Origin of the sequence: Sulfurovum sp. UBA12169, from assembly GCA_002742845.1 — a bacterium.
Taxonomy (GTDB): domain Bacteria; phylum Campylobacterota; class Campylobacteria; order Campylobacterales; family Sulfurovaceae; genus Sulfurovum.
The window spans coordinates 276,071-299,289 of record DLUH01000005.1 but is presented as its reverse complement, the minus strand read 5'-3'; the positions used below and the strand labels follow the sequence as shown (position 1 = coordinate 299,289).

Sequence of the window (23,219 nt, the reverse complement as noted above, 5' to 3'; positions counted from 1 at the left end):
GATTATAATTATTATAAGCATAATAATAGTAAAATTTTATAAAAACTAAAGAGAAGAGTCAATGAAACAAATAACTGTTATGGAAAAATATCCGGTGTTCACCTTGGAGGTGAACAAAAACGAAACGCGCCATAAGACTATAGACGAGATTTTAGCTTATCTAAAAGAACAGATAGAAGCCCATCCGGTAGCAACGTATATAGGCGAATTTGATCACTACGCGCATACCAAAAGTTTAGAAGCGGGGCAAATTGCCGATGAGATAAAAGCGGCAAAAAATATTATTTGTTGTTTTGGCAAAGTGTTGTCAAAAGCTGAAGTTTTGGCTGTCAGACCAAGAAGTATCGGGGTGGCTGAAGTGGATAATGCTTTCGTCATAAGCTTTTTGGAAGCGCCAAATCCGGAAGCTAACACTACAATGGAAGCCTGGGTAAAAGGAATTGTGGGCTAGACGATGCAGCGCAAACGATATTTTTTTTATGCGGCCTTGGTGATGATTCTTCTTGGGTGCAAAGAAAAGTATCCTGTTTATTCTTCTTTTTGTGAAAACAATGACTCTTTGGTTCTTCCGTGTCTTCATTATGCAGTTTATAGCCAAAACGATAAAACAGCAATTGAAGAAGCGCTGGGCATGAAAGATACTCCTGAATGCGAATATCGGGTAGAGTTGACAAAATATCATGTGGGCGACTGCAATAATCCCGTGGTTAAAAGTACGGGGAGTGATTTTGACGGATATGTGCGTCTAGAAATAAAAAAAGGTTTTACGTGTTACTATAAGGTACAAAGCGATTATAAAAATGACGCTGATGCGGCATTTGTTCGGGTGCTGAAACAAAGCAAAAAAGAGATAAAATTGAAAAAGGATATAAAGAAATAATTTAATTAAGAGTTATTTTATCCTATTTAGGTCATAATGCTTTCACAAAACAATTAAAAAAGGAAAAGAGATGGCAACAGTAACATTCAAAAACGATATCGTATGCAACTTGGCAGGAACGCAAATCAATGTGGGCGATAAAGCGCCAACGGTAACAGTGGTAAACTGTAATCCAATGCTCCAAAACGAGACAGTCGGCGGCGAAGGAAAAGTACAAATGGTTATAGCAGTACCGTCACTTGATACAGGTGTGTGTGACGCTGAAACAAGAAGATTTAACCAGGAAGCGGCGAGCCTAGAAGGTGTAGAAGTTGTTACTGTGTCTATGGATCTGCCATTTGCAGCAGCGAGATGGTGCGGCGCAGCCGGAATCGATAATATTAAGGTATGTTCAGATTTTAGAAATAAAGATTTTGCAAATGCTTACGGTGTGCTGTTGGCCGATGGTCCTTTGGCGGGCATAACAGCCAGAGCGATCTTTGTTGTCGGAAAAGACGGCAATGTGGCTTATAAGCAACTTGTACCGGAAATTACTTCCGAACCTAACTATGAAGAAGCACTTACTGCTGCAAAAGAAGCTGCTTCAAAATAACTCCTCTTCCAGATAAACGCTCTTGCCAAGAGCGTTTATCTTTTCTTTACTCTTTTAAAAAATACTTTATTGCAAAAAACATGCTAGAATACACCATAAAAGCACTCTTTTAGAGGATTGGGTATGAGATATACGCAAAAACAAATTGATAAATATCATCGACAAAAGTATATTGCCGAACTTGAAAAAATTGCTAAAAATCTTTTTCGGATGTTTCGAGACGTTCATATGGATGCGCAGAGTATGATTGCCAAATTGGATCAGCTGAAAAAAAAACTGGATGAAAAAACAGAGGTGCAGCTCGATTCTGAATATCATCGCCAGCTTAAAATATATATACAAAAAGTTTATGAGCAAATCTGTATATCAAAAGAATTTAATGATGTACAGCTTAACGAGATGAGAGAGGCGCATATGACCCAGCTTAATCGGCTGCAAAAATTAAAAAATGGAATCTCTTACAAAAAAGAGAAACACAAAGCAGAACGCCATAATCAAGACTGGGGCTGATAAAAATAATGTTTTTGTTGCCGTTAAAGAGAGAAATATTTGGACACTAAAATTTTTGACTATGCGAAAATATCAGATTAAAGAGTTTAAAAAATGAAATTTTTTTTGGGAGTTGCGGGTGTGCTGTTTGTATTGCTGATGAGCGGGTGCGTTAAAAAACCAGTGGTTTACGGAAAAGCAGACAAGACGCCTTATGAAACTAAAGAGTGTCTTAAGTCATTGGCGTTAGGTTCGGAAATCATAAAAGAAAAAAAGATAGATAAAATTGTTGTGTATAAATCAAAGAGAAAATTATATGCGTATAAAAATGGCAAAGCAGTATATGAATTTCGTATTTCTTTAGGCAAGAATGGAGACAAAGGGCACAAAGTAAAACTGGGGGATTTTCGAACACCCGAAGGAAATTATACGGTTACAAGAAAAAAGTGTGATCCAAGACTTTACAGATCGTTCATGATCTCCTATCCAAACAAACAAGACAGTGCAACAGCCAAAGCACAAGGCGTAAATCCCGGGGGCTATATAACAATTCATGGCCAGCCAAAATGGAATGCGGACGGACGTGGAGATAGTTATACTCTGGTACATGACTGGACTGAGGGGTGTATGGCTCTAAGCAACAGAGCGATAGATATTCTGTGGCATGCTGTAGAAAGAGGGGTTCTTGTCGAAATTCATGGATAGTCAAGCACAAACAGAAAGAAGCGGTTTTAGCTTAATTTGATAAAACCTGTATTATCATAAACTATAATAATGTACTTTAGGGGATAAAAATGAAAAAAAGTGTTGTGGGCGGATGGATGGGAGTGATGGTGTCATTATTGATGGGAGGGGGAGATATTTCGCCTGCCTTGCCACAAACGGCTCAAATAGGGGAAGCATCTTGCAAGACCGACAGGGTCTATATGGAGGAAGATACACGGCTGATGTGGCAGGATCAACACTATACGGATGCAGAGGATGGCGCATTTAAAAATGAGGGTTCTATCGGAAAGGCCGGAAAATGGGGTCATGCAGTCAACTACTGCCGCGCCTTAGAGTATGGCGGATACTCGGATTGGAGATTGCCTACCGCTGATGAATTGATACATGTTCATGCAAAAGAAGGACAGGTTTTTAGTAATTCTAGAGATAATGACTTCTGGACGTCAACCCCAACAGAAGGGTATAGATATTATGTGGTTTTTCCTGCGGATGCATACCAATATGCAAGATCAGCGACCCAGTCAAACTATATTCGATGTGTGCGATGTGCAGACGAAAATGAAGAAACGGGCGATTTTGAATCTGCAAGGTAAAAACTAGAGAATTTTAATCTCTTCTTGCAGGTCGACGCCAAACGTATTGTGTACTTTTTCTTTGGCTAGATTTATCAAATATAAGGCATCGCGGAAGCTGCCTTTTCCTAGGTTAACTAAAAAGTTTGCATGCATTTCGCTCCATTGCATATCTCCCTTTTTTGCTCCTTTAAGGCCGGTTGCTTCTATAAGCCTGCCGGCATAGTCGTCTTTTGGATTTTTAAAGATTGAGCCTGCACTTGGAAGAGAAGGCTGATTTGAACGCAAATTTAGAAGATTTTTCAATAGTTCTTGATCAAAGCCCTTTTGAATCTTAAAGCGCGCGCGCGTAGCTATCCCTCCAAGTTTTGCAAATCGATACCCATATTCAATTTCTTCTGCTAGAATCCATTTGCCGTTTATTTCAACAGAATGCAAAATATTAAAGATTTCATATTCTTTAACTCCTGCATTCATCGCCAGCATTCCTCCAAGAGTTCCTGGAAGCTTTGAGCAGAATTCAAATCCGGAAATATTGTGTTTTTTCGCATAAGAAACCATACGCCCGGTGGGTATAGCTGCGCCGATGGTGAGCATATCATCTTTTTGGCTAATAGCGGAAAAATCTTTACTTAGCATCATCAGCCGTGGGGGATTGGGGGAAAGAAGAAGGTTGTTTGCCCCTCCTATGAGATATCTGTCTTGAGGGATTTGATCATCTTCTTCTATCATGAGAACTTTGGCAGGCTGTCCTATTTTGATGCTGGAATACTTAGAAAAATCTATGGTTTTAAAAAACAAGAAATTTCCTTCCTTTTTGAGCAGTAAACGGTACATATTGAGAGTTTCCGGTCATCATGCAACTCTCTTTTAGCTATTTCGTAAAGCTTTATACGTTTTGGGGATTAGATAATCTTCTGTCTGAAGAGGAAGCTCCCACAGTCTGTGCTCAAAACCGATTTGATAGAGTTTGTCCAAGGCTTTTATCTGCAGCTTGGAAAGCTCTATTGACTCCTCCGAAGCATACATGTCAAGATATTTTTCGAGCATAGTGTTGCCGATGCGAACAAGGTTATCTGAAACCAGTTTGGCGCAAAGCTCTTTTTTTCTTTCATTGGCTACTTTGACACCCGATATAAGAATGTCTTCGATATCAATGGCGCGATTGAGAGGAAGACTTCTCCTTAGAGCCATGCCGCCCAAAGGAAGAGGCAAGCCTTTGCCCGCGAGCTCTTCCCAGATATCCCACATCTCTTTTTCAACCTCCAAACTCTCATCAAAATTCAAGATTGACTCATGGATTAAAACTCCTGCATCAACTTTTCCGCTTACTACGGCTTCTTCTATTTCCAAAAAGTCCATATAGACGGGACGCGCTTGAGGATAATAGATTCTAAAAAGCATGGCATTGGTAGTATATTTGCCCGAAAGCGCTACTTTGAAGTTGTGTTTAAGTCTTTTGTTTTTAAGGCGGATAAGTTTGGGACCGTATCCTTCACCAAAACTGACTGCCGTACGCAACAAGGCGTATTCGTCTTTGATGAGCGGATACATTCCAAAACTAATGGCAGAAACATCATAAGTCCCTTTGAGTGCTTCTGTATTGAGTGTTTCTATGTCTAGTGCGATATTTTCAAACATGTAATCTTTGGTATTTACCCAGCCAAATTTAATAGCATAATACATAAAGATATCGTCTGCATCAGGAGAGTGTGCTAGTTGTATGGTATGTATCATCGGTGTACTCACTTTGTTATGGCGTAATTGTATTTTATCATGGTTTGGATTTGGATCAACTTTTTTTAAAATATGTCAATTTGACATATTTTAATATCTTCTATGTGTAACCTATTAAAATGGTGTTAGAATTTCATAATTACGGATAAGGATATGACAATGGCAATGGATGCAAACAAACAAAAAGCACTGGATATGGCAATCAAGCAGATAGACAAGACCTTTGGAAAAGGGACGCTGATGAGATTGGGAGACAAAGAGTTTGAGCCCATTGAAACCATCTCGACCGGATCTATTGGGCTTGATATGGCATTGGGGATCGGAGGCATTCCTCAGGGAAGAATTATAGAAATATACGGTCCTGAATCATCGGGCAAAACAACGCTTTCTTTGCAGACAATCGCATCTGCGCAAGCACAAGGAATGATTTGTGCGTTTATTGATGCAGAACATGCATTGGATGTTGTGTATGCTAAAAATTTAGGGGTAGATACGGACAACCTGCTGGTGTCTCAGCCCGACTTCGGAGAGCAGGCGCTTGACGTACTTGAAACATTGGCAAGAAGCGGCGCGGTAGGACTTATCGTGGTGGATTCTGTGGCTGCATTGACACCAAAAAGCGAGATAGAAGGGGATATGGGAGATACACATGTAGGGCTTCAGGCACGACTCATGTCTCAGGCGCTTCGTAAACTTACAGCAATCTTGCACAAAACAAATACCACGGTCATTTTCATTAATCAAATTCGTATGAAAATCGGTACAATGGGGTACGGATCTCCTGAAACAACGACAGGCGGAAATGCATTAAAGTTCTACTGTTCGGTAAGAATAGATGTGCGTCGTATAGCAACGCTTAAACAAGGGGAGTCACAGATAGGCAACCGCGTTAAAGCTAAAGTCGTTAAAAATAAGGTAGCTCCTCCGTTTAGACAAGCAGAGTTTGATATTATGTTTGGAGAGGGAATTTCTCAAACAGGAGAGTTGATCGATTATGGCGTAAAGCTTGATATTATTGATAAATCGGGCGCTTGGTTTAGCTTTGGTGCAGAAAAATTGGGCCAGGGAAAAGAAAACGCAAAACTGACCATCAAGGAAAATCCACAATTGCGCACCCAGATTGAAGCAAAAGTTAAAGAGGCTTTGGGGGTAAGCGGCAGCACATTTAGCATGGAGCAAGATGAGATCACAGAAGAGGATTAAAAGAGCCATCAAATGGTTTAATGGCAGGGACGGACATATAGTTTTTCTGGCGCTTTCCTTAGGAAAAATAGGATAAAATTATACCCATAACAAACCTAAAGGAAAAAAATGATCTATATTGATGAAATCGTAGCTGATGAAGTGATGGACAGCAGAGGCAATCCTACTGTCCGTGCCAAAGTAAGTCTGAGCGATGGTTCTGTTGCCAGTGCGATTGTTCCAAGCGGCGCAAGCACAGGAAAACGTGAAGCGCTTGAGCTTCGTGATAGCGGAAACAGATATATGGGAAAGGGTGTTCTTAAGGCGTGCGAAAATGTCAATGGCGCTATTTCTGACGCGCTTGTCGGGCTTAGCCCATTTAATCAAGCAGAAATTGATCTTGTAATGAAAGAAATTGACGGCACGGAAAATTATGCAAATTTAGGCGCCAATGCGGTTTTAGGCGTCTCAATGGCTGTTGCCAGAGCGGCTGCGCTCTCTTTGGATGTTCCGCTTTATAGATATCTTGGGGGCGCCAATGCAGTGACTATGCCTGTACCTATGCTCAACATTATTAACGGGGGAGAGCACGCAAACAACTCTGTAGATTTTCAAGAATATATGATTATGCCTATAGGATTTGATAGATTTTCAGAAGGTCTTAGAGCAGCAGCCGAGGTTTATCATCATCTTAAAAAAATCATTGATGAAATGGGCGAGAGCACTGCGGTGGGCGATGAAGGCGGATTTGCACCGAACCTCAAAAGTAACGAAGAACCGATACAGGTGATAATGCAGGCAATTGAAAAAGCAGGCTATAAAGCAGGGGAGCAGATTGCAATTGCGCTGGATGTAGCTGCAAGCGAGTTGATCAATGAACAAGGCAAGTATGTGCTTAAGTCGGAAAATAGGGAATTAACCAGCTCGGAGCTTATCTCCTACTATGCAGATATGTGTGAAAAATATCCTATTGTATCCATAGAAGACGGCCTTAGCGAAGATGATTGGGATGGATGGAAAGAGCTTACAGAAAAACTTGGAGACAAAGTGCAGCTGGTGGGCGATGATCTTTTTGTAACCAATGTATCTATTTTGGCAGAAGGGATAGAAAAAGGGATCGGCAATGCCATTTTAATTAAACCAAATCAAATCGGTACGGTTTCTGAAACAATGCAGACAGTTCGTCTTGCGCAAAGAAGCGGATACAGATGTATCATGTCTCATCGTTCAGGCGAAAGCGAGGATGCGTTTATTGCTGATTTTGCTGTTGCACTTAATACGGGAGAGATCAAGACGGGTTCAACCGCAAGAAGCGACAGAATTGCAAAATACAATAGACTCTTAGAAATAGAAACAGAGCTGGGGCAGTTTGAATATTTGGGCGCATCTTTGTTTGTGCGATAAGTAAAGAAAGAAAATGACAGATACACAAAAGGTTGAAGAGTTAGCCGGATTGTCAGTCAAGACACTTTTGATAACTATGGTTGGCATTTTGCTTTTTGGTGTGTATTTGGGTATATTAATTTATGGTGAAAATTCTCTTACTGTTTTAAACAGTCTCAAGGAAAAGAAGCAAGGATTGATTATTGAAGAGAAAAATCTGAAGTCTGAAAACCAAAAGCTTCAAAAAGAGTACTTTGAATTAAAACAGCTAGAGCCAAAGGAATATGAATGAAACGATATCTATCCGTACTTATAATGCTTGCAGTAACCGTAGCAAATGCACAGAACAACCCCTTTGATTTGAAAGAGAATCTTCAAAAGATTGATCATGCCCAGTCTGTTTTTCTTGATGAGCTAAAGCTTTTAGCGCAAAAAAAAGAAGCTTTAGAAGAGAGCAAGCAAGAGGATGACATTTTTGTTGAACCCGGTACAGAAGAAAACAGATCCGCTATCGGGACGGCACAAAACACACAAGCCCCTGCTGAACGAATAAGTCCTTCAGAAAAAGAAACCCAAGACGCAGAGAAGTTACGTACAGAAGCAAAAAGAGTTCTTCGGCTTAAAGAAGAACAGGCAGCAAGAGAGCAAGAAATCTCAAATCTGAAGAAGGAAGAGGATGAGCTTTTAGGGTTAAAAAAGGAGCAGGGCGAGGCGGAAAAAGAGAAAACTGTAGCAGCACAGCTACAAGATATCAATCTTTCCAAAGCGCAACTTGGTGTTAAACAAAACACCGACAAGGATTATCAAGAGGCCGTACAGGAGATGGACGGCAAAGTACAGGAGGGCGTGAAAAAAGAGAAGAGCGCCGCAGTACAGATACAAGATATCAATGTTTCCAAAGAACAGCTTGAAGCAAAACAAAATGCTGACAAAGATTATCAAGACGCCATACAAGAGATGGATGAAGAAAGGTAAAATGGTTTTTTGTAGCAAATGAGCTCAGCAAGAACCGGAAAGACCGAGATTATATTTAATAGTTTCTTTTCGTGCAATCAAATGCTGAGCACTATGAATTTTGTGTATTTTGAGAAAATGAATTACTCTGTTTAGCCGACTAGGATGCATCACAGTTAGTAGCAACCTCATACCCGAAGCTTTCTAGCATCTTTATATCTTTAGCGGGAGCCACACCGCTTGTGGTAAGATAATTTCCAATGACAATAGCATTGACGCCTGCTTCAAACATCTGATCCTCTTTTCCGGTAAAAAGAAGTTCTCTTCCCCCCGCTGCCATGAGCAGTTTTTCTTCCCCTAGCATAGTGCGTGCCTTTGAGATGATGTGAAGTGCTTCTTCCAGCTCAATATTGCGGGTTTTGATAGGAAGTGCGGGATTGGGATGGAAGAAGTTGAGGGGCGTAGATTCCGGGTCAAGCGAAACAATAGCTTTCAATAGATTTTCCCTGTCTTCTTCATGTTCGCCCATCCCAAAAATACCTCCGCTGCACAGCGCCAAACCCACAGATTTGACATTTGCACATGTTTGATAGCGCTCTTCCCAGTCATGGGTTTGGCAAACATACGGATAGTAGCGTTTTGAAGTCTCAAGATTATGGTTATAACTGTCAATGCCATGGTCTTTAAGGTACTGAAGCTGGGCTGTTGTTGCGGTGCCGTTGCATGCGATAAGATTTAAGCCTTTTATTTCTGATTTTATTGCTTTTGCGGCGCGCGCAACAAAATCTACTTTTTTATCATCCAATCCTTTTCCTGCCGTAACCAAACAGTATCCTAGCGCCCCCCTTTTTTTGGCTTGGCTTGCTTCTTGTACAATTTGCTCGATCGGCTTATAGTTATAACGAGATATATCAGCATGGTATCTTACACTTTGCGTACAAAATTTACAATCCTCCTGGCAAGTACCGCTTAGTATATTGTTGATGGCGCATAAAAATATTTTTTTCACTTATTTTACCTCTTCTTTATGCTTGCATTTAAAGCATTCGTAAACTTCTTTGCCTCTTAGCATTTTGATTCCCATCAAATAGCCGCACTCAGAACAGTGCTTGTCAACCGGTTCAAAATTGGCAATAAATTTGCATTGAGGATAATTGGTGCAGCCAAAGAATTTTCCTCTTCTTCCTTCTCTTTCTTGCAGTTTGGCTCCGCATTCGGGACAGGGTATGGTGAGTTCTTTGGGCGGCGTAAGGGGTTTGGCGTTTTTACATTTTGGATAGGCCGAACAAGCAAGAAATTTTCCCTTTTTTGAATCTTTTATGATCATAGGCGCACCGCATTTATCACAGGCTACATCTGTTGTTTTAGGTTGCTCCGGTTCGGTGCCGTCGATATTTTTGGTATATTTGCATTTTGGGAAATTACTGCAGGCAATAAATTCGCCATAACGCCCTTTACGCAAAAGAAGTTCCGAATGGCACATCGGACACATTTCTCCGGTAGGAACAGCAACTTTGAGGCTTTTGATCTGCTTTTTCCCCTCTTCAATTTTATGCAAAAAGGGTGTATAAAACGCTTTGAGAGTGCTTTGCCAGTCTTTTTTGCCTTCGGCAATCTCATCAAGCACCTCTTCCATATCGGCAGTAAAATGGCTATCTACGATTTCCGGAAAATGGTTTTCCAACATCTCCGTAACCGTAAAGGCTATTTCGGTAGGGTGAATGCGTTTTTGTTCTATTTCTATGTATTTTCTGGTTTGCAGGATCGTTACCGTAGGAGCATAGGTGCTTGGACGGCCAATTCCTAAGGATTCGAGTTTTTTGATAAGGCTTGCTTCATTGTAGCGTGCAGGAGGTTCTGTGAAATGTTGTTCTGTTTTGATCTCATCAAGGGTAACATTTTCTCCTTGTTTCAGCTCCGGAAGCAGTTTGTCTTTTTCTGTATACCCCGCAACCCTGTAAAAACCATCAAAGAGCAGTTTTTTTCCGCTTGCCTTGAAGATGCATGTGTCTCCTTTAAAAAGAATACTTTGTGATTCAAGTTGTGCTTCTGTCATCTGGCAAGCGAGAAAACGATTATAGATGAGACGATAGAGCTTCAATTCATCGGGCGCCAAAAAGTTTGCTGCGGTTTGAGGGTCAAATTCAACCATGGTAGGGCGGATTGCTTCGTGCGCCTCCTGCGCTCCTTTTGACTTGGTGACATAATTTTTATCTTTGCCGGGCAAATAGGCATCTCCGTAGACTGCTTGGATATGCTTTCTGGCGTCGTCTACCGCCTCTTTGGCCAGATTAAGGCTGTCTGTCCTCATATAGGTAATGACCCCCATAACTCCTTTGTCTGTCTTGACCCCTTCGTAGAGTTTTTGTGCCACCATCATTGTTTTTTTGGGAGAAAATCCAAGCTGGGTTGAAGCGGTCTGCTGCAACGTAGAAGTCATAAACGGAGGAGGCGTCTTGGTACTTCTTTTTGTTTTTTCTATCGCCAGAACATAAAAGGATTCATTTTGGGCTGCAGAAACGATCTCTTTGGCGTCTGTTTCGTTTTTGATTGTCAGTTTTTCTATTTTCAGACCATTGTATTCATAGATCGAAGCATCGATTTCTTTTTGAAATTTTGCATCAATTGTCCAGTACTCTTCAGGCTGAAATGCCTTAATCTCTCTTTCTCTGTCAACGACCAATTTAAGAGTGGAGCTTTGCACTCTTCCCGCACTTAACCCTTTTTGTATCTTGCTTGCAAGCAGGGGGGAGAGTTTGTATCCTACGATGCGATCGAGCAGCCTTCTGGTTTGCTGTGCGTCCACACTATCCATATTAACTTTACGGGGTGTTTGTAGCGCATGTATGATGGCATTTTTGGTAATTTCATGGAAAACGATACGAGGAAGCGTTTGAGGATCTTTTCCTATAGCTTCGGCAATATGGTATCCGATGGCTTCCCCTTCACGATCCTCATCGGTTGCGATAAAAACCGTTTGGGCTTCTTTGGCCAATTTTTTTAACTCTTTTACTGTAGCATTCGCATCTCTGGGGATGGCATATTTGGGTATAAGATCGCCTGTTTTTTCATCGATTTCGATACCAAAAGTAGTCTTGGGTAAATCGCGTATATGTCCTTTTGAGGCGATAACCTTGTACTCTTTGTCTAAAAAGTTGGTAATGGTACGAGCTTTGGCAGGCGATTCTACTATAATTAAATTTTTCATCTATACTTACTTTACTAATTTCTTTTTGGTATCAAACGAAGTCCGATACCGCTCTCCCTTGTATCTTATGGCAGGAATTCCTTCGCATTGTAACACAAAGTAAGTAAAAATGGTAAAATTTTTTCATATTGTGTCCGATTGGGCAAAAGAGCTTCGCGAAAAGAGAGGCGCTTCGACTTTAATTGAAAAAAAAGTATAATCCTTTCTCATTTTAGTAGGCAAAAAGCACAAAAAATACATCATTGCAAGGAAAAGTTCTTGTTTGACTGTGAGGTGCTAAAAAGGAATTGTATGCATAGAACTTTCACGCCTTTTAAAGGTTTTCTTGACATTTTAAAGTATCTTGTGCGAAAGCCGTCTGTAGTAGGGGCGGAACACTCTTTTTTTCTTTGTCTTAAGCGCGAACTCGACGAGCTCGGGATAAAAACAACACTTTACGAGGGGCTTTTGGTCGCGCAGGGGAGTGATCCTGAATGCGGTATGCTCTGCGCGCATATAGATCGGCACGGTTTGATTTGCACCGGCCCCAATGAATTTCAGTATGCGGCGTTTATGACACAAAACCGTGCCGACCTTACAGGAGATTCAGTCTCTGAGCAGACCTATATGGCGATTCTTGAACGGTTTGCAAATCAGTCGGTACAGGCGTATGAGCCTTGGTCCGGCAGTTATATGGGGATTGGAACGATTGAGAATGCGTATATTTGTGAACGCCGCAACAATCTTATTTTTGAAGTAAAAGGACTTGAGTATCTTTTGCCGGGCACTCCTGTGGCTTATGTTGACGGCTTGGCTTACAATAAAGGATTGATTTCATCCCAGCTGGACAATGTGATTAGCGCCGCGATGATTATCTATCTTTATCGTGCAGGATATCAGGGCACAGCTTTTTTTACAGCGCAGGAAGAGTCAGGGAAGAGCTGGCGTTTTTTACTGGAGTGGTTTCGCCGCTTTGATATCTCTACAGAGAGATTGCTGGTGCTTGATACCAGCCCCTATCCCACCAGGGAAGATGCCGACAGGCAAGACATTGTCCTTCGCACACGTGACGCAAATGCTTCCTTTGTTTCCCCGCTCACCAAAGAGATCGAAGAATGCTGTATGCAGCTGGAGATCGCTTACAGTTTTAAAGATCACTATCTTGAAGAACAAAACAAAAAACTTCTTAAAGAAGGCGGAAAACTCTATTCGCTGGGAAGTACGGAAATGGGAAGAGTGGCTCTTGCCAGCGGGGGAAAAATTCAAGGAACTACTTTGCAGTTGCCCACAACCGGCTATCACACAACCAAAGAGACGGTTCGGGCGGAAGCGGTTGCGAAAATGCTGAGGCTTCTTGAGTCTATATATATTGAAACAAAATAGACAAAAACAAACAAATGTATAAGCCTTTTTTATTTTTGTTAGATTCGCATTAAGCTGTTCTACGTTGCCGTTAGGATTTGTTATCTAATTTTGTGGATAATTGTGTACAATAATAGTATATTTTACAGAGAAGGATTTTATGGATGGAGATGGTTATTGTAGGCAATATTGAACATGCTTCATTGCCTGATTTTGGTTTTTTTGATATTGATGCAAAGATAGACACGGGAGCAGATTCCTGTTCGATTCACTGCAATGAAATCAGAATAGATCAGGAAAATGAGACAGTTCATTTTAAATTGCTTGATAATTTTCATCCTGATTACAGCGAAAAAGAGATTAGACTGCCCATATTTAGGATCAAAAGAGTCAAAAGCTCTAACGGGAAAGTGCAAGAAAGGGTTTTTGTTAAAACCCATGTTGCATTAGGCGGAAAAACCTATTTGACTTCAGTATCGCTTGCTGATCGAAAAGAGATGAAGTATCCTATGCTTATCGGACGTAAATTTCTTGCAAAAGGTTATCTTGTAGACGTATCTGTTAAATACCAAGCTTCCAAAAAGGATTAAATGAATGAAAATTTATATATTGTCGAGAAACGAATCGCTTTATTCAACCCAAAGTTTAGTGGCAGCTGCCAAAAAAAAAGGATGGGATGTAAGGGTGATTGATTATATGGAATGTACGATGGAGATTATGAAAAACGAACTCAAAATCATCTATCATGGAGAGGAACTGGAGGCGCCTGATGCGATCATTCCGCGTATCGGGGCAAGCCGTACCTTTTTTGGTACTGCGATCGTGCGCCATTTTGAAATGATGAATGTGTTTAGCATCTCGGGTTCTCTTGCGATTAAACGATCAAGAGACAAGCTTCGAAGTCTTCAGATACTTTCCAACCGCGGTGTAGATATGCCTAAAACTGTTTTTGCTTCCAATAGGTCAAATGCCAATGATGTCATTAAGTTGATCGGAGGCACACCATTGGTGCTGAAGATACTTGAGGGAACACAAGGGGTGGGTGTCGTGCTTGCAGAGACAAAAAAAGCCGCCAAATCAGTATTGGATGCGTTTAATGGAATGAATGTCAATCTTTTAGTGCAAGAATTTATCGAAGAGGCCGGAGGGGCTGACATCCGAGTGATTGTTGTCGACGGCGAAGTGGTGGGCGCTATGAAGCGGCAGGGCGCCGAGGGGGATTTCCGCTCCAACTTGCACCAGGGAGGAAGCGCAACGCTGTATAAACTCTCCAGAATAGAGAAAGCTACGGCCATAGCCGCTGCCAAAGCGATGGGGCTGGGGGTATGCGGCGTTGATATGATTCCTTCCAAACGCGGTCCTTTGGTCATGGAAATCAACTCTTCACCCGGATTGGAGGGGATAGAAAAGGCTACAGGCATCGATATCGCAGGGAAGATCATGGACTATATCCAAAAAAATATTGCCCCCAAAAACACTCCTCCTCGCAAACGGAGTGCCAGAGATAAGATTGGTGCCTAGTTTCGCAAAGCGGAACCGGGTAGCGTTCATCAATCTATTTTTCGACAAGGAATTCCACTAGTGAAATCACTCTTTTTTTTAGTCATCTCTTCTTTCTTCGTATATGCTGCATCTCTTGAGACAAAACTTCTTGATGAGAATAGTACGAAAATTTATCCTTTGTATCTTTCTGCTCTGGAAAAAGTAAAAAATGAAGATAACGCAACCATTCAGCTTCAAAAATCTCTTTTGGCAAGACTGATAGAGCTGACCGGCAAAAGCGAAAAAAATTCTATCACGCTTTTGGTGTACGACAACATCAAGAATTCCCAGGATTATCTTCAGGCTTTTTATGGGTATGTAGAAAATTTTACAGAGAGAAAAAGTATTAAAAATGAACTGAAACAAAAAGAAGAGAAGACAACCTATCTTAAAAATCAGATTTTTGCCAGCGATGAAAATGAAAGCGCAGAGAGCAACAAAACATTGCCATCGGTCGTGCAGCTTCAGTATGCTTTTTATGTAAAATCCCAAGAAAAACTGCAAGAGCGGCAAAATAAACTCAAAGAGGCAAAAGAGAAAAATCTAAAAGTACTTTTGCAGGCAGTCGAACATATTGCTTTTGATACGAAAGATATTAAAAAAAACACTGAAGAGGCAAGTAAGAAGATTAAAGATTTGTATCTTGAGCGCGAAGGGCTGGAGATCGAAAAAGAGAAATTCGGTTTTCTTGGGGATGCAAAAGGGATTGAACGATTAGAAAAAAAGATTAAAAAAACTTCGGAAGAGATCGATGTCATAGCAGAAGCGGCCATTCGTAAAAGTCTAAACGGTTTTTTTGCGGCCCTGAAAGAAAAAAATCAAAATATATTTAGTGTCAAAGAGGAAATCAAGAATTATATGGCTTCTATGACACCCGGCAAGCAGCGTTCTTATGCAAATATGCTCGATGCGATGGATAAGTTGATTTCTGAAAGAATAGGAACCACAAAAGTTCTTGCCGAGCAAACAAAAGAGGGGTTTGTGCTTCTTGGCAGAGATATTTTAGAGAAATTGCATTATCCTTTATTTAGCGTAAACAAAAAGCAAATCAGTACTTTGGATCTATTTTTGGCGCTGTTTATCTTTCTCTTTGGTCTGCTGCTGGCTTCTTTGTATCGCCGCTATATCAAAAAGATCGGCTCAAAAGTAAAAAATCTTTCACTTTCAAGTCAGGTGATTCTAAGCAATATAGGTTCTTATTTTATTGTTATTGTTTCATTTTTTGTGATGCTCAAGACGATCGGGCTTGACTTGAGCTCTTTTACGGTGATTGCAGGAGCGCTTTCGGTGGGTATCGGATTTGGTCTGCAAAATATCATTGCAAACTTTATTTCAGGCATAATTCTTTTTTTTGAAAAAAGTATCAAGATCGGCGATTTTTTACAAATCAGCGATACATTGCGCGGACGGGTTTCGGATATCCGTATGCGTTCGATCATTATCCGCACCAATGACAATATCGATGTTATCGTCCCCAATCAGACTTTCATCCAAGAGCAGGTGATCAATTGGACGCTTAGTGATGACATAAGACGCATGCATATACCTTTTGGCGTTGCTTACGGCAGCGATATCGATAATGTCAAGACTGTCATTTTGGAGGCATTGGAAAAAAGCGACATAGAATATATCCGTTACGATAAAGAGAAACAGCCGCAGGTGGTTATGAAAGCGATGAGCGCAAGCAGTGTCGATTTTGAACTTTGGGTGTGGGTGCACGGGGATAATACGGTCAAACCTTCCGGAACAATGGATTCCTTTTTGGTGCTGCTTTATAAGACACTGTATGCACACCGCATCGAGATTCCCTTTCCTCAGCTTGATGTGCATATCCGCCGGATCATAAAAGAGAAATTTGAAAGCACTCAGAAAGAAAAGTAATGCCTGATTATACACTTTGGATCCATCTCTTTGCTTCTGTCGGGCTTTTGCTTTTCGGGATGTTTTATCTCGAAAGCCGTATCAAAGAGAGTGTCGGGCGCTCTTTTGGGGTCTGGGTAAAACGTGCCACACAGACGCATTTGCGTTCTTTGATGCTAGGGGTCGGCGCTACATCGCTTTTTCAAAGTTCTTCGATCGTATCGCTGATGGCGCTTTCTTTGATCGGCGCGGGAATGATCTCTTTGGAAAATGCCATTGCGATTATTTTTGGGTCCAATATCGGATCCACAACTACCTCCTGGATCATTGCGCTTGTGGGTTTTAAGCTTGATGTAAAACTGCTTGCTTACGCCATGATCGGTATCGGGGGTATCGGGGGAGTGATGGCCGAAGAGTCAAACCGATGGCGCAATATTTTCGGTGCGATTGTAGGGTTTGGACTGATCTTTTTGGGACTGGAAGGAATGAAAGAGAGCGCTTCTGTTTTTTCCAAATCTTTTGACGTCACGCAGTATGGCCATCTCAATGTGTATCTGTTTTCGCTCGCAGGTATCGTGCTCACTGCGATCATCCAGTCAAGTGCGGCTTCCGTTGTGATCATGCAAAGCATGCTGTTTGCGCATATGGTAAATTTCGAGATGGCAGCAGCGTTTGTGATAGGTGCCAATATCGGAACGACGGTAACGATAATGCTTGGCTCCATCGGAGGAGCACCGGACAAAAAACGTACGGCCCTAGCCCATCTCTTTTTCAACCTCTTGACAGGAGCAGTTGCGCTTATGCTGCTGTGGCCGCTTGTGTGGATTGTTGAGGCTGTCGGTATTTCGAAAGATCCGGTCGTACAAATCGCACTGTTTCATACATTCTTTAATCTTTTGGGAGTTTTGCTGTGGTATCCGTTTATTCCATTGCTTACAAAAGGGTTGATGTATTTTTTCAAAAAAAAGAAGCACTACGTGACGCGCTATATCCATAACGTTTCAGTCGAATTAACAGATGTGGCGGTCGTTGCGCTTAAAAAAGAGGTGGAGTATCTAGCACACAAGATCGAAGATTTTGCTCTTTTGGCTATCGATTTGCCGCCGACCAAAGCACTGAGCGGACAAATGGCGACAGAAAAACTTTTGGAACGCTATAGGGATCGCCCTGATATACGATACGACAAGCTTTACGAGAATATTCGGTTGCTTGGAGGTGAAATCTTTGATTTTGCAATGATACTTTCTGCAAAAAATACGGATAAAGCCTATCAAGAACAGATACAAAAGATCATCAAAGCGGTAACCTATCTTGCCACTGCGGCTAAGTCCATCAAAGATATGCTGCATGATTTTGAGTATCTTTCCGGCGCGCAGACGGCAGAAGAGCAGCAGTTTTACAAAAACCTCCGTTATCAGATACTCAAAACGGTCTTATCTTTCAACGCAGCCAAAAGCGGCGAAAAAGCAGCGATAGACGAAATGGAGATGCGATACCGCAAGATCACGGAATCCTATAAAAACAGTATCAATGTACTTTCGGATATCATCAAAAACAGAAACATTTCCAAAGAGGTGAATACCATCGCTGTTAATGATATGCATTTGAGCAAGAGTTTTACTAAATCACTGAGAAATTTTTTATACATTATGTACAATAGCAACAATAGTGAAAATCATGATGAAAAAGTTGCAGCAATCAAGCTGTCATGATTTTTCTTTTGACTATGCGATAAAATACCCGGCAAATCATTGGAGCTTATAAGTGTGTGCAATTTTTGGTATTGTAGGAACCTATAATCATTTAAAGGCACAAAAAGCATTTGAATGTCTTTCGCATCGGGGCATAGACGAGAGCAGAAGCATATGCAGCGAGCATGCTTTTTTAGGTGTTCATAGGCTGGCAATCACCGGCATACACACCCCTTCCGTCCAGCCCATAGAAGAGGACGGTACATTTTTTTTGATGAACGGTGAAATATACAACTATCAAGCGCTTGCACAGGAGCTGGGCGCAGCATGCCAAAATGATACAGAGGCAGCATTTCATGCTTATAAAAAGTGGGGCGATGCTTTTGTGGAGCATTTGCGGGGAATGTTTGCCATTGCGATCATAGAAAAAGGGAGCGTCAAGCTGTTCCGTGATCCTTTTGGCAAAAAACCGCTTTATTACGCTTATGATAAAGAGCGTGTGATTTTTGCCAGTGAACTTAAAGCGATACTTTCATTAAAGCCTTTACGGTTTGACAGGGCTATCGTCCCTCAATATCTTTCTTACCAGTCGCCCATCGCTCCGCATACATTTGATAAAGAGAGCAGTCAGGTTGAGGCGGGAAGCATGGTGCGCTTTGATACTAAAACCGCTGCGCTTGAGACAAAAAAATATTTTTTTCCTCTGGCATCCCCGATTATTTTACATGATGAAAAAACAGCGATTCAGACAGTCAAACAAAAGCTTTTGGAGTCTGTGGCTTTGCGTATGCCTGCAGAGCTTGAGTGCGGCGCACTGCTGTCAGGAGGGCTGGACTCTTCTTTGATCGCGGCAATGGCTTCCCGCCACAAAAAGATCCATACATTCAGCATCGGCTACGAGGGGTATGAGCAGTATGACGAAAGACCTTATGCCGCGGAGGTTGCGGCACATATCGGCTCAGTGCATCATGAGATCGGTTTTGGCAAAGAAGATTTTTTGCAAAGCATCGATGAGGTGACCCAGGCACTCGATGAGCCCCTGGGCGATCCTGCGATGCTGCCGCTGTATCATTTGATGAAAGAGATACAAAAAGAGGGAGTGAAAGTCGTACTTACCGGAGACGGGAGCGATGAGCTGTTTTTGGGATACAAAACCTACAAAGAGTACTTTGATCTCGAACAGGCCAAAGCGCTTAAATATAAAAATTGGCTTCGCAACTATTTTAAGTCTCATTATTCGGACAATAAAGAGTGGGAGTGGTATAAGCGCATTTTTGAGGAGAGCACCCTATTTCGTTCTACCGCAGAAGTGTTTACTGATTTGCAGCAAAACAGACTGCTTCGCATGAATGTACGCGATAATGACTCTCTAAAGGCGCTCGCCGGCTATCAAGAAGAGTTTGAAAAAAGCGGAAGAACATCGCCGGCAGACTGGTACAGTTTTGTGGATCTCAAGATCCAGCTGGGCGAAGTCTATCTGCGTAAGCTTGATCGCATAAGCATGGCGCACAGCATTGAAGCAAGAAGCCCTTTTTTGGACAAAGAGGTTGTCGGGGCAGTTTTTGCCTGCGATCCGCAGCTTCGTTTGCATCAAATGCCAAAATCATGGATCAAAGAGATCGCCGGGGATTATATCCCTGTTTCGATCATAGAGCGAAAGAAAAAAGGGTTTAGTTATCCTTTTATGGAGTGGCTTTTGGAGACCGGAGAATTGCAATGCATAGAAAGGGTACAAGAAAAAAAAGGGCTGTTTCATGAGGAGAAATTGCAATTTTTGCTCAAGCAGGGCAAGCAGGGGATGTTTAAGCAGCATATTTTTTCTCTTTATATGCTGTGCAGATGGATAGAAAGAAGTCTTTAGCGCCAAAGAAGTTGAAGTCGGTCTCTTTGGGTGCTTTGGAATGGGGGGCAATTCGTTATCCTGAAGGATATCCTAGTTTTTTTTGAGGATACGCGGAAGGGTAATACCGGTTTGGCTTTGGTATTTTCCTTTTCTGTCACGGTAGGTTGTTTCGCACGGTTCGTCTCCTTGCAAGAAAAGTACTTGGGCGATACCTTCGTTGGCATAGATTTTTGCCGGAAGGGGCGTGGTGTTGGAGATCTCTATAGTGATGTGCCCTTCAAACCCTGGTTCAAAAGGGGTAACATTGACGATGATCCCGCATCGGGCATAGGTGCTTTTGCCTAGACAGATGGCCAAGGTGTCTGAAGGCATTTTAAAATACTCTATCGTTCTTGCCAGCGCAAAAGAGTTGGGCGGCACGATGCAGACATCTCCTTTGAAATCAACGACGTTGTTTTGATGAAAGTCTTTGGGGTCAACGACTTGCGCATTGATATTGGTAAAGATCTTGAATTCGTCACTGACGCGGATATCGTATCCGTAGCTGCTCAGCCCGTAGCTGACTACTCCTTCTCCTATAAGTCCCTCGCAAAAGGGCGTTATCATCTCTTCTTTGAGAGATTTTTCACGTATCCATTTATCAGATTTCAGTCCCATTTTTTTCCTTATTTTCGTATGATCTGCACGTCGGCACTGGTTTTCATTTTTTCAAAATAGTCTTTGATCGCTTTTTCCTGCTGCTGTTCTTTCCATTTTGCGATCACTGCGTTTTTGGCATTTTCAAAAGGCATAGCTGTTTGGCCTTTTTTGGAAAGCACTTTAAAGACTACATATTTGTCTCCCGCATTAAAAGGACGGGTAAATGCGCCGTTTTGCGTCTGCGAAAGCATCCCGAGCAGCATAGGGTTTAGTTCGCTGCTGTTTTTGGTAACAGTGCGGCTTTGAACGCCTTTGGCGTTTTGTGTACGCAAAAAGTCCGCCATCGCTTCTTTGGAGTCGCTTGAATACTCGATCATGCTGATCTGCGAAGGCGCGGTAAATTCGTTTTTATGATTTCCGTAGAAAATCTTCAATTCATCGTCGCTGGGCTGCGGGATAGAGGTAAGGATATGCTCTTTGAAAAATTTCTCTTTTTTCATTGCCTCTTGGATGCTGCTTCTGTAGCGCGTCCACGGGGTGCCTCTTTCTTGCAAGATCTGCTGCATTTGCTCGATAGAAATATTGTTTTGTGCGGCGATTTGTGCTATTTTGCTGTCGACTTCATCGTCAGAGACCGCTATGTTTTTCATCGCAGCTTTTTGCAGCCTGTCCTGGATAAGCAGATCGACGGCTTTTTCTTTGGAAAGATTCATCTGCTGCTGCACCGCGCGTATTTCAGCAGTGGTAACAGCCTCCCCGTCAACGATCAACGCGATGGCATCAACTGTTTTGGCGTGAGAAAAGCCGACAAAAGCAACAAGTAGAAGTGATAAAAGTTTATACATAGGTATTTCCCGTTCAATTAATTTGAAAAATTATAACATAATCGCTTAAATGTAATATGAATGATAGTTTACAGGATGGACAATGGATTCTATAAAAAATAAATTTGTGTATGGTATGCAAAATGCAGGCAAAGATTTTTTGATATAATATGGAGGAATACAGAATAAGAAGAAGAAGAGAGAAAGGGAGGCTATATTGGATTCAAAGAATTTTGCATTGATCGGGGCAGCCGGATATATCGCACCTAGACATATGAAAGCCATCAAAGAGACTGGAAATACTCTTGTTGCGGCATTGGACCCTTATGATGGGATAGGGATTATGGACAGTCATTTTCCTGAAGCGGATTTTTTTACAGAATTTGAAAGATTTGACAGGTTTGTGGATAAGTGGCGCAGAAAGACAGGAAAAAAAATAGACTATATCTCTATCTGCTCCCCCAATTACCTACATGATTCTCATATACGATTTGCACTCAAGAGCGGTGCGGATGCCATTTGTGAAAAACCGCTGGTGCTCAATCCGTGGAATATCGATCAGCTCAAAATCATCGAAAAAGAAACGGGCCACAAAGTGTACAACATCTTGCAGCTAAGACTGCACCCTTCCATTATCGCCCTCAAAGAGAAGGTCAGCAAAGAACTCGCTTCGGATCCGGACAAAGTCTATGATATTGACTTGACTTATTTGACTTCCAGGGGCAAATGGTATTTTAGATCATGGAAAGGCGATCAGGCAAAATCAGGCGGCATCGCTTCGAATATCGGAGTGCATTTTTTTGATATGCTGTGCTGGATTTTTGGAGAGGTTGAAGAGAATATTGTTCACCTCAAAACGCCTGATACGAATGCGGGCTATCTTAAGCTTAAAAATGCAAAAGTGCGCTGGTTTTTGTCCGTAAACTATGCGTATATCCCTGACGAGGTCAAAGCCGCAGGGCAGAGGACTTACAGAAGCATTACTGTGGATGGCGAAGAGATAGAGTTCAGCGAAGGGTTTACGGATCTGCATACGAGAAGTTATGAGGAGATACTCAAAGGAAACGGCTTTGGGCTTGATGAGGCATACGGTTCGATCACTACGGTTTCGCAGATACGGGCGTTAACGCCTACGGAATCTATGGGGGAGCGCCATCCGTTTTGCAAGAAGGTGCTCCTTGGCTGATCACTTCGTACATAAATCTTGCTATATCGATGAAAATGTATATATAGGCGACAATACGAAAATCTGGCATTTTTCGCATATTTTATCCCATACGGTTATAGGTTCGGATTGTTCGTTCGGTCAGAACTGTGTCGTCGGTCCAAAGGTCACTATCGGCAACGGCGTTAAAGTACAGAACAATGTCTCTATCTATGAGGGCGTAGAGATAGAAGATGATGTTTTTTTGGGGCCGTCGATGGTCTTTACAAATGTGATCAACCCCCGGGCATTCATACAACGAAAAGAAGAGTTTAAAAAAACACTCCTTAAAAAAGGATGCTCCGTCGGCGCCAATGCCACGGTCGTATGCGGGGTAACGATCGGCAAATACGCTCTGATCGGCAGCGGAGCGGTGGTCAATCGTGATGTCAAGCCGTACGCTTTAATGGTCGGTGTGCCGGCCCGTCAGATAGGATGGGTCAGCCGAGCGGGGAATACTTTGACATTTGATGAAAATAGCGAAGCTATAGATAGTTTTGATAACAGCAAGTATAAACTAGAAAATGATAATTTAATAGCGATAGGATAAAT

Annotated in this window: 24 protein-coding genes; 18 read left to right on the top strand and 6 right to left on the bottom strand. The window is 41.9% G+C overall.

Annotated features, from left to right (window positions below; translation table 11 throughout):
• Positions 1–61 precede the first annotated feature (61 nt).
• The 6 genes from CFH81_06470 to CFH81_06445 all read left to right on the top strand — a co-directional run bounded on the left by CFH81_06470 (position 62) and on the right by CFH81_06445 (position 3,280).
• A complete protein-coding gene (locus CFH81_06470; protein ID DAB39864.1) occupies positions 62–451 on the top strand; it encodes a hypothetical protein in 390 nt (129 codons plus the stop codon).
• 3 nt (positions 452–454) lie between these two features.
• Positions 455–880: a hypothetical protein gene (locus CFH81_06465; GenBank protein ID DAB39863.1), complete on the top strand. Its 426-nt coding sequence runs from the start codon at positions 455–457 to the stop codon at positions 878–880.
• A 70-nt stretch (positions 881–950) separates the two neighbouring features.
• Complete coding sequence (locus tag CFH81_06460; GenBank protein ID DAB39862.1) at positions 951–1,472, top strand: lipid hydroperoxide peroxidase; 522 nt, start codon at positions 951–953, stop codon at positions 1,470–1,472.
• Positions 1,473–1,595: 123 nt separating this feature from the next.
• Positions 1,596–1,982 carry a hypothetical protein gene (locus CFH81_06455; GenBank protein ID DAB39861.1) on the top strand — a complete coding sequence of 129 codons (387 nt, stop codon included), beginning with the start codon at positions 1,596–1,598 and terminating at the stop codon, positions 1,980–1,982.
• A gap of 93 nt (positions 1,983–2,075) precedes the next feature.
• On the top strand, positions 2,076–2,666 hold the full coding sequence (locus tag CFH81_06450) for a hypothetical protein (GenBank protein ID DAB39860.1): 591 nt from the start codon (positions 2,076–2,078) through the stop codon (positions 2,664–2,666).
• An 89-nt stretch (positions 2,667–2,755) separates the two neighbouring features.
• Complete coding sequence (locus CFH81_06445) at positions 2,756–3,280, top strand: hypothetical protein (GenBank protein DAB39859.1); 525 nt, start codon at positions 2,756–2,758, stop codon at positions 3,278–3,280.
• 3 nt (positions 3,281–3,283) lie between these two features.
• Here the strand turns inward: CFH81_06445 and CFH81_06440 are convergent, their stop codons facing one another.
• Together CFH81_06440 and CFH81_06435 are read right to left on the bottom strand one after the other, a co-directional pair.
• On the bottom strand, positions 3,284–4,096 hold the full coding sequence (locus CFH81_06440) for a UDP-N-acetylenolpyruvoylglucosamine reductase (protein DAB39858.1): 813 nt from the start codon (positions 4,094–4,096) through the stop codon (positions 3,284–3,286).
• A 33-nt stretch (positions 4,097–4,129) separates the two neighbouring features.
• A complete protein-coding gene (locus CFH81_06435; GenBank protein ID DAB39857.1) occupies positions 4,130–4,996 on the bottom strand; it encodes a succinate--CoA ligase in 867 nt (288 codons plus the stop codon).
• Between the two features lie 159 nt (positions 4,997–5,155).
• Between CFH81_06435 and recA the strand changes: the two genes are divergently transcribed.
• The 4 genes from recA (at position 5,156) to CFH81_06415 (ending at position 8,536) form a co-directional block, all read left to right on the top strand.
• Positions 5,156–6,199 carry a recombinase RecA gene (gene recA, locus CFH81_06430; GenBank protein ID DAB39856.1) on the top strand — a complete coding sequence of 348 codons (1,044 nt, stop codon included), beginning with the start codon at positions 5,156–5,158 and terminating at the stop codon, positions 6,197–6,199.
• A 108-nt stretch (positions 6,200–6,307) separates the two neighbouring features.
• Positions 6,308–7,582 (top strand): phosphopyruvate hydratase, encoded by a 1,275-nt coding sequence (gene eno / locus CFH81_06425; protein DAB39855.1) that lies wholly within the window; start codon positions 6,308–6,310, stop codon positions 7,580–7,582.
• Positions 7,583–7,595: 13 nt separating this feature from the next.
• A complete protein-coding gene (locus tag CFH81_06420) occupies positions 7,596–7,853 on the top strand; it encodes a hypothetical protein (protein ID DAB39854.1) in 258 nt (85 codons plus the stop codon).
• A complete protein-coding gene (locus CFH81_06415; protein ID DAB39853.1) occupies positions 7,850–8,536 on the top strand; it encodes a hypothetical protein in 687 nt (228 codons plus the stop codon). Before CFH81_06420 ends, CFH81_06415 begins: the two co-directional genes overlap by 4 nt.
• Before the next feature lie 139 nt (positions 8,537–8,675).
• On the opposite strand, the gene bioB is transcribed toward CFH81_06415, so the two are convergent.
• A complete protein-coding gene (gene bioB / locus CFH81_06410; GenBank protein ID DAB39852.1) occupies positions 8,676–9,524 on the bottom strand; it encodes a biotin synthase BioB in 849 nt (282 codons plus the stop codon).
• Positions 9,525–11,723, bottom strand: a complete 2,199-nt coding sequence (locus tag CFH81_06405; protein ID DAB39851.1) for a DNA topoisomerase I — start codon at positions 11,721–11,723, stop codon at positions 9,525–9,527.
• Between the two features lie 291 nt (positions 11,724–12,014).
• Between CFH81_06405 and CFH81_06400 the strand changes: the two genes are divergently transcribed.
• From CFH81_06400 to asnB, 6 genes are all read left to right on the top strand, one after another.
• Positions 12,015–13,085 (top strand): peptidase M42, encoded by a 1,071-nt coding sequence (locus CFH81_06400; GenBank protein ID DAB39850.1) that lies wholly within the window; start codon positions 12,015–12,017, stop codon positions 13,083–13,085.
• 149 nt (positions 13,086–13,234) lie between these two features.
• Positions 13,235–13,654, top strand: a complete 420-nt coding sequence (locus CFH81_06395; GenBank protein DAB40444.1) for a clan AA aspartic protease — start codon at positions 13,235–13,237, stop codon at positions 13,652–13,654.
• Between the two features lie 4 nt (positions 13,655–13,658).
• On the top strand, positions 13,659–14,585 hold the full coding sequence (locus CFH81_06390; protein ID DAB39849.1) for a 30S ribosomal protein S6--L-glutamate ligase: 927 nt from the start codon (positions 13,659–13,661) through the stop codon (positions 14,583–14,585).
• Positions 14,586–14,645: 60 nt separating this feature from the next.
• Positions 14,646–16,487: a hypothetical protein gene (locus CFH81_06385; protein ID DAB39848.1), complete on the top strand. Its 1,842-nt coding sequence runs from the start codon at positions 14,646–14,648 to the stop codon at positions 16,485–16,487.
• Positions 16,487–18,178, top strand: a complete 1,692-nt coding sequence (locus tag CFH81_06380; protein ID DAB39847.1) for a phosphate starvation-inducible protein PhoH — start codon at positions 16,487–16,489, stop codon at positions 18,176–18,178. The genes CFH81_06385 and CFH81_06380 overlap by 1 nt, the downstream gene beginning before the upstream one ends.
• A gap of 52 nt (positions 18,179–18,230) precedes the next feature.
• Entirely contained in the window at positions 18,231–20,018 is a 1,788-nt protein-coding gene (gene asnB, locus CFH81_06375; GenBank protein DAB39846.1) for an asparagine synthase (glutamine-hydrolyzing), read from the top strand.
• Positions 20,019–20,090: 72 nt separating this feature from the next.
• Here the strand turns inward: asnB and CFH81_06370 are convergent, their stop codons facing one another.
• Together CFH81_06370 and CFH81_06365 are read right to left on the bottom strand one after the other, a co-directional pair.
• Positions 20,091–20,657, bottom strand: a complete 567-nt coding sequence (locus CFH81_06370; protein DAB39845.1) for a dCTP deaminase — start codon at positions 20,655–20,657, stop codon at positions 20,091–20,093.
• Positions 20,658–20,665: 8 nt separating this feature from the next.
• On the bottom strand, positions 20,666–21,484 hold the full coding sequence (locus tag CFH81_06365) for a hypothetical protein (protein ID DAB39844.1): 819 nt from the start codon (positions 21,482–21,484) through the stop codon (positions 20,666–20,668).
• Positions 21,485–21,677: 193 nt separating this feature from the next.
• On the opposite strand from CFH81_06365, the gene CFH81_06360 reads away from it, so the two are divergent.
• Positions 21,678–22,649, top strand: coding sequence for an oxidoreductase (locus CFH81_06360; GenBank protein DAB39843.1), 972 nt, complete (start codon positions 21,678–21,680; stop codon positions 22,647–22,649).
• Positions 22,642–23,217 carry an N-acetyltransferase gene (locus CFH81_06355; GenBank protein ID DAB39842.1) on the top strand — a complete coding sequence of 192 codons (576 nt, stop codon included), beginning with the start codon at positions 22,642–22,644 and terminating at the stop codon, positions 23,215–23,217. The genes CFH81_06360 and CFH81_06355 overlap by 8 nt, the downstream gene beginning before the upstream one ends.
• Positions 23,218–23,219: the final 2 nt, after the last annotated feature.

Bases quoted from the DNA above. Each gene is read 5' to 3' on its own strand.
- CFH81_06470 (DAB39864.1), top strand. From the start codon at position 62: ATGAAACAAATAACTGTTATGGAAAAATATCCGGTGTTCACCTTGGAG.
- CFH81_06465 (DAB39863.1), top strand. From the start codon at position 455: ATGCAGCGCAAACGATATTTTTTTTATGCGGCCTTGGTGATGATTCTT.
- CFH81_06460 (DAB39862.1), top strand. From the start codon at position 951: ATGGCAACAGTAACATTCAAAAACGATATCGTATGCAACTTGGCAGGA.
- CFH81_06455 (DAB39861.1), top strand. From the start codon at position 1,596: ATGAGATATACGCAAAAACAAATTGATAAATATCATCGACAAAAGTAT.
- CFH81_06450 (DAB39860.1), top strand. From the start codon at position 2,076: ATGAAATTTTTTTTGGGAGTTGCGGGTGTGCTGTTTGTATTGCTGATG.
- CFH81_06445 (DAB39859.1), top strand. From the start codon at position 2,756: ATGAAAAAAAGTGTTGTGGGCGGATGGATGGGAGTGATGGTGTCATTA.
- CFH81_06440 (DAB39858.1), bottom strand. From the start codon at position 4,096: ATGTACCGTTTACTGCTCAAAAAGGAAGGAAATTTCTTGTTTTTTAAA.
- CFH81_06435 (DAB39857.1), bottom strand. From the start codon at position 4,996: ATGATACATACCATACAACTAGCACACTCTCCTGATGCAGACGATATC.
- recA (DAB39856.1), top strand. From the start codon at position 5,156: ATGGCAATGGATGCAAACAAACAAAAAGCACTGGATATGGCAATCAAG.
- eno (DAB39855.1), top strand. From the start codon at position 6,308: ATGATCTATATTGATGAAATCGTAGCTGATGAAGTGATGGACAGCAGA.
- CFH81_06420 (DAB39854.1), top strand. From the start codon at position 7,596: ATGACAGATACACAAAAGGTTGAAGAGTTAGCCGGATTGTCAGTCAAG.
- CFH81_06415 (DAB39853.1), top strand. From the start codon at position 7,850: ATGAAACGATATCTATCCGTACTTATAATGCTTGCAGTAACCGTAGCA.
- CFH81_06405 (DAB39851.1), bottom strand. From the start codon at position 11,723: ATGAAAAATTTAATTATAGTAGAATCGCCTGCCAAAGCTCGTACCATT.
- CFH81_06400 (DAB39850.1), top strand. From the start codon at position 12,015: ATGCATAGAACTTTCACGCCTTTTAAAGGTTTTCTTGACATTTTAAAG.
- CFH81_06395 (DAB40444.1), top strand. From the start codon at position 13,235: ATGGTTATTGTAGGCAATATTGAACATGCTTCATTGCCTGATTTTGGT.
- CFH81_06390 (DAB39849.1), top strand. From the start codon at position 13,659: ATGAAAATTTATATATTGTCGAGAAACGAATCGCTTTATTCAACCCAA.
- CFH81_06380 (DAB39847.1), top strand. From the start codon at position 16,487: ATGCCTGATTATACACTTTGGATCCATCTCTTTGCTTCTGTCGGGCTT.
- CFH81_06370 (DAB39845.1), bottom strand. From the start codon at position 20,657: ATGGGACTGAAATCTGATAAATGGATACGTGAAAAATCTCTCAAAGAA.
- CFH81_06365 (DAB39844.1), bottom strand. From the start codon at position 21,484: ATGTATAAACTTTTATCACTTCTACTTGTTGCTTTTGTCGGCTTTTCT.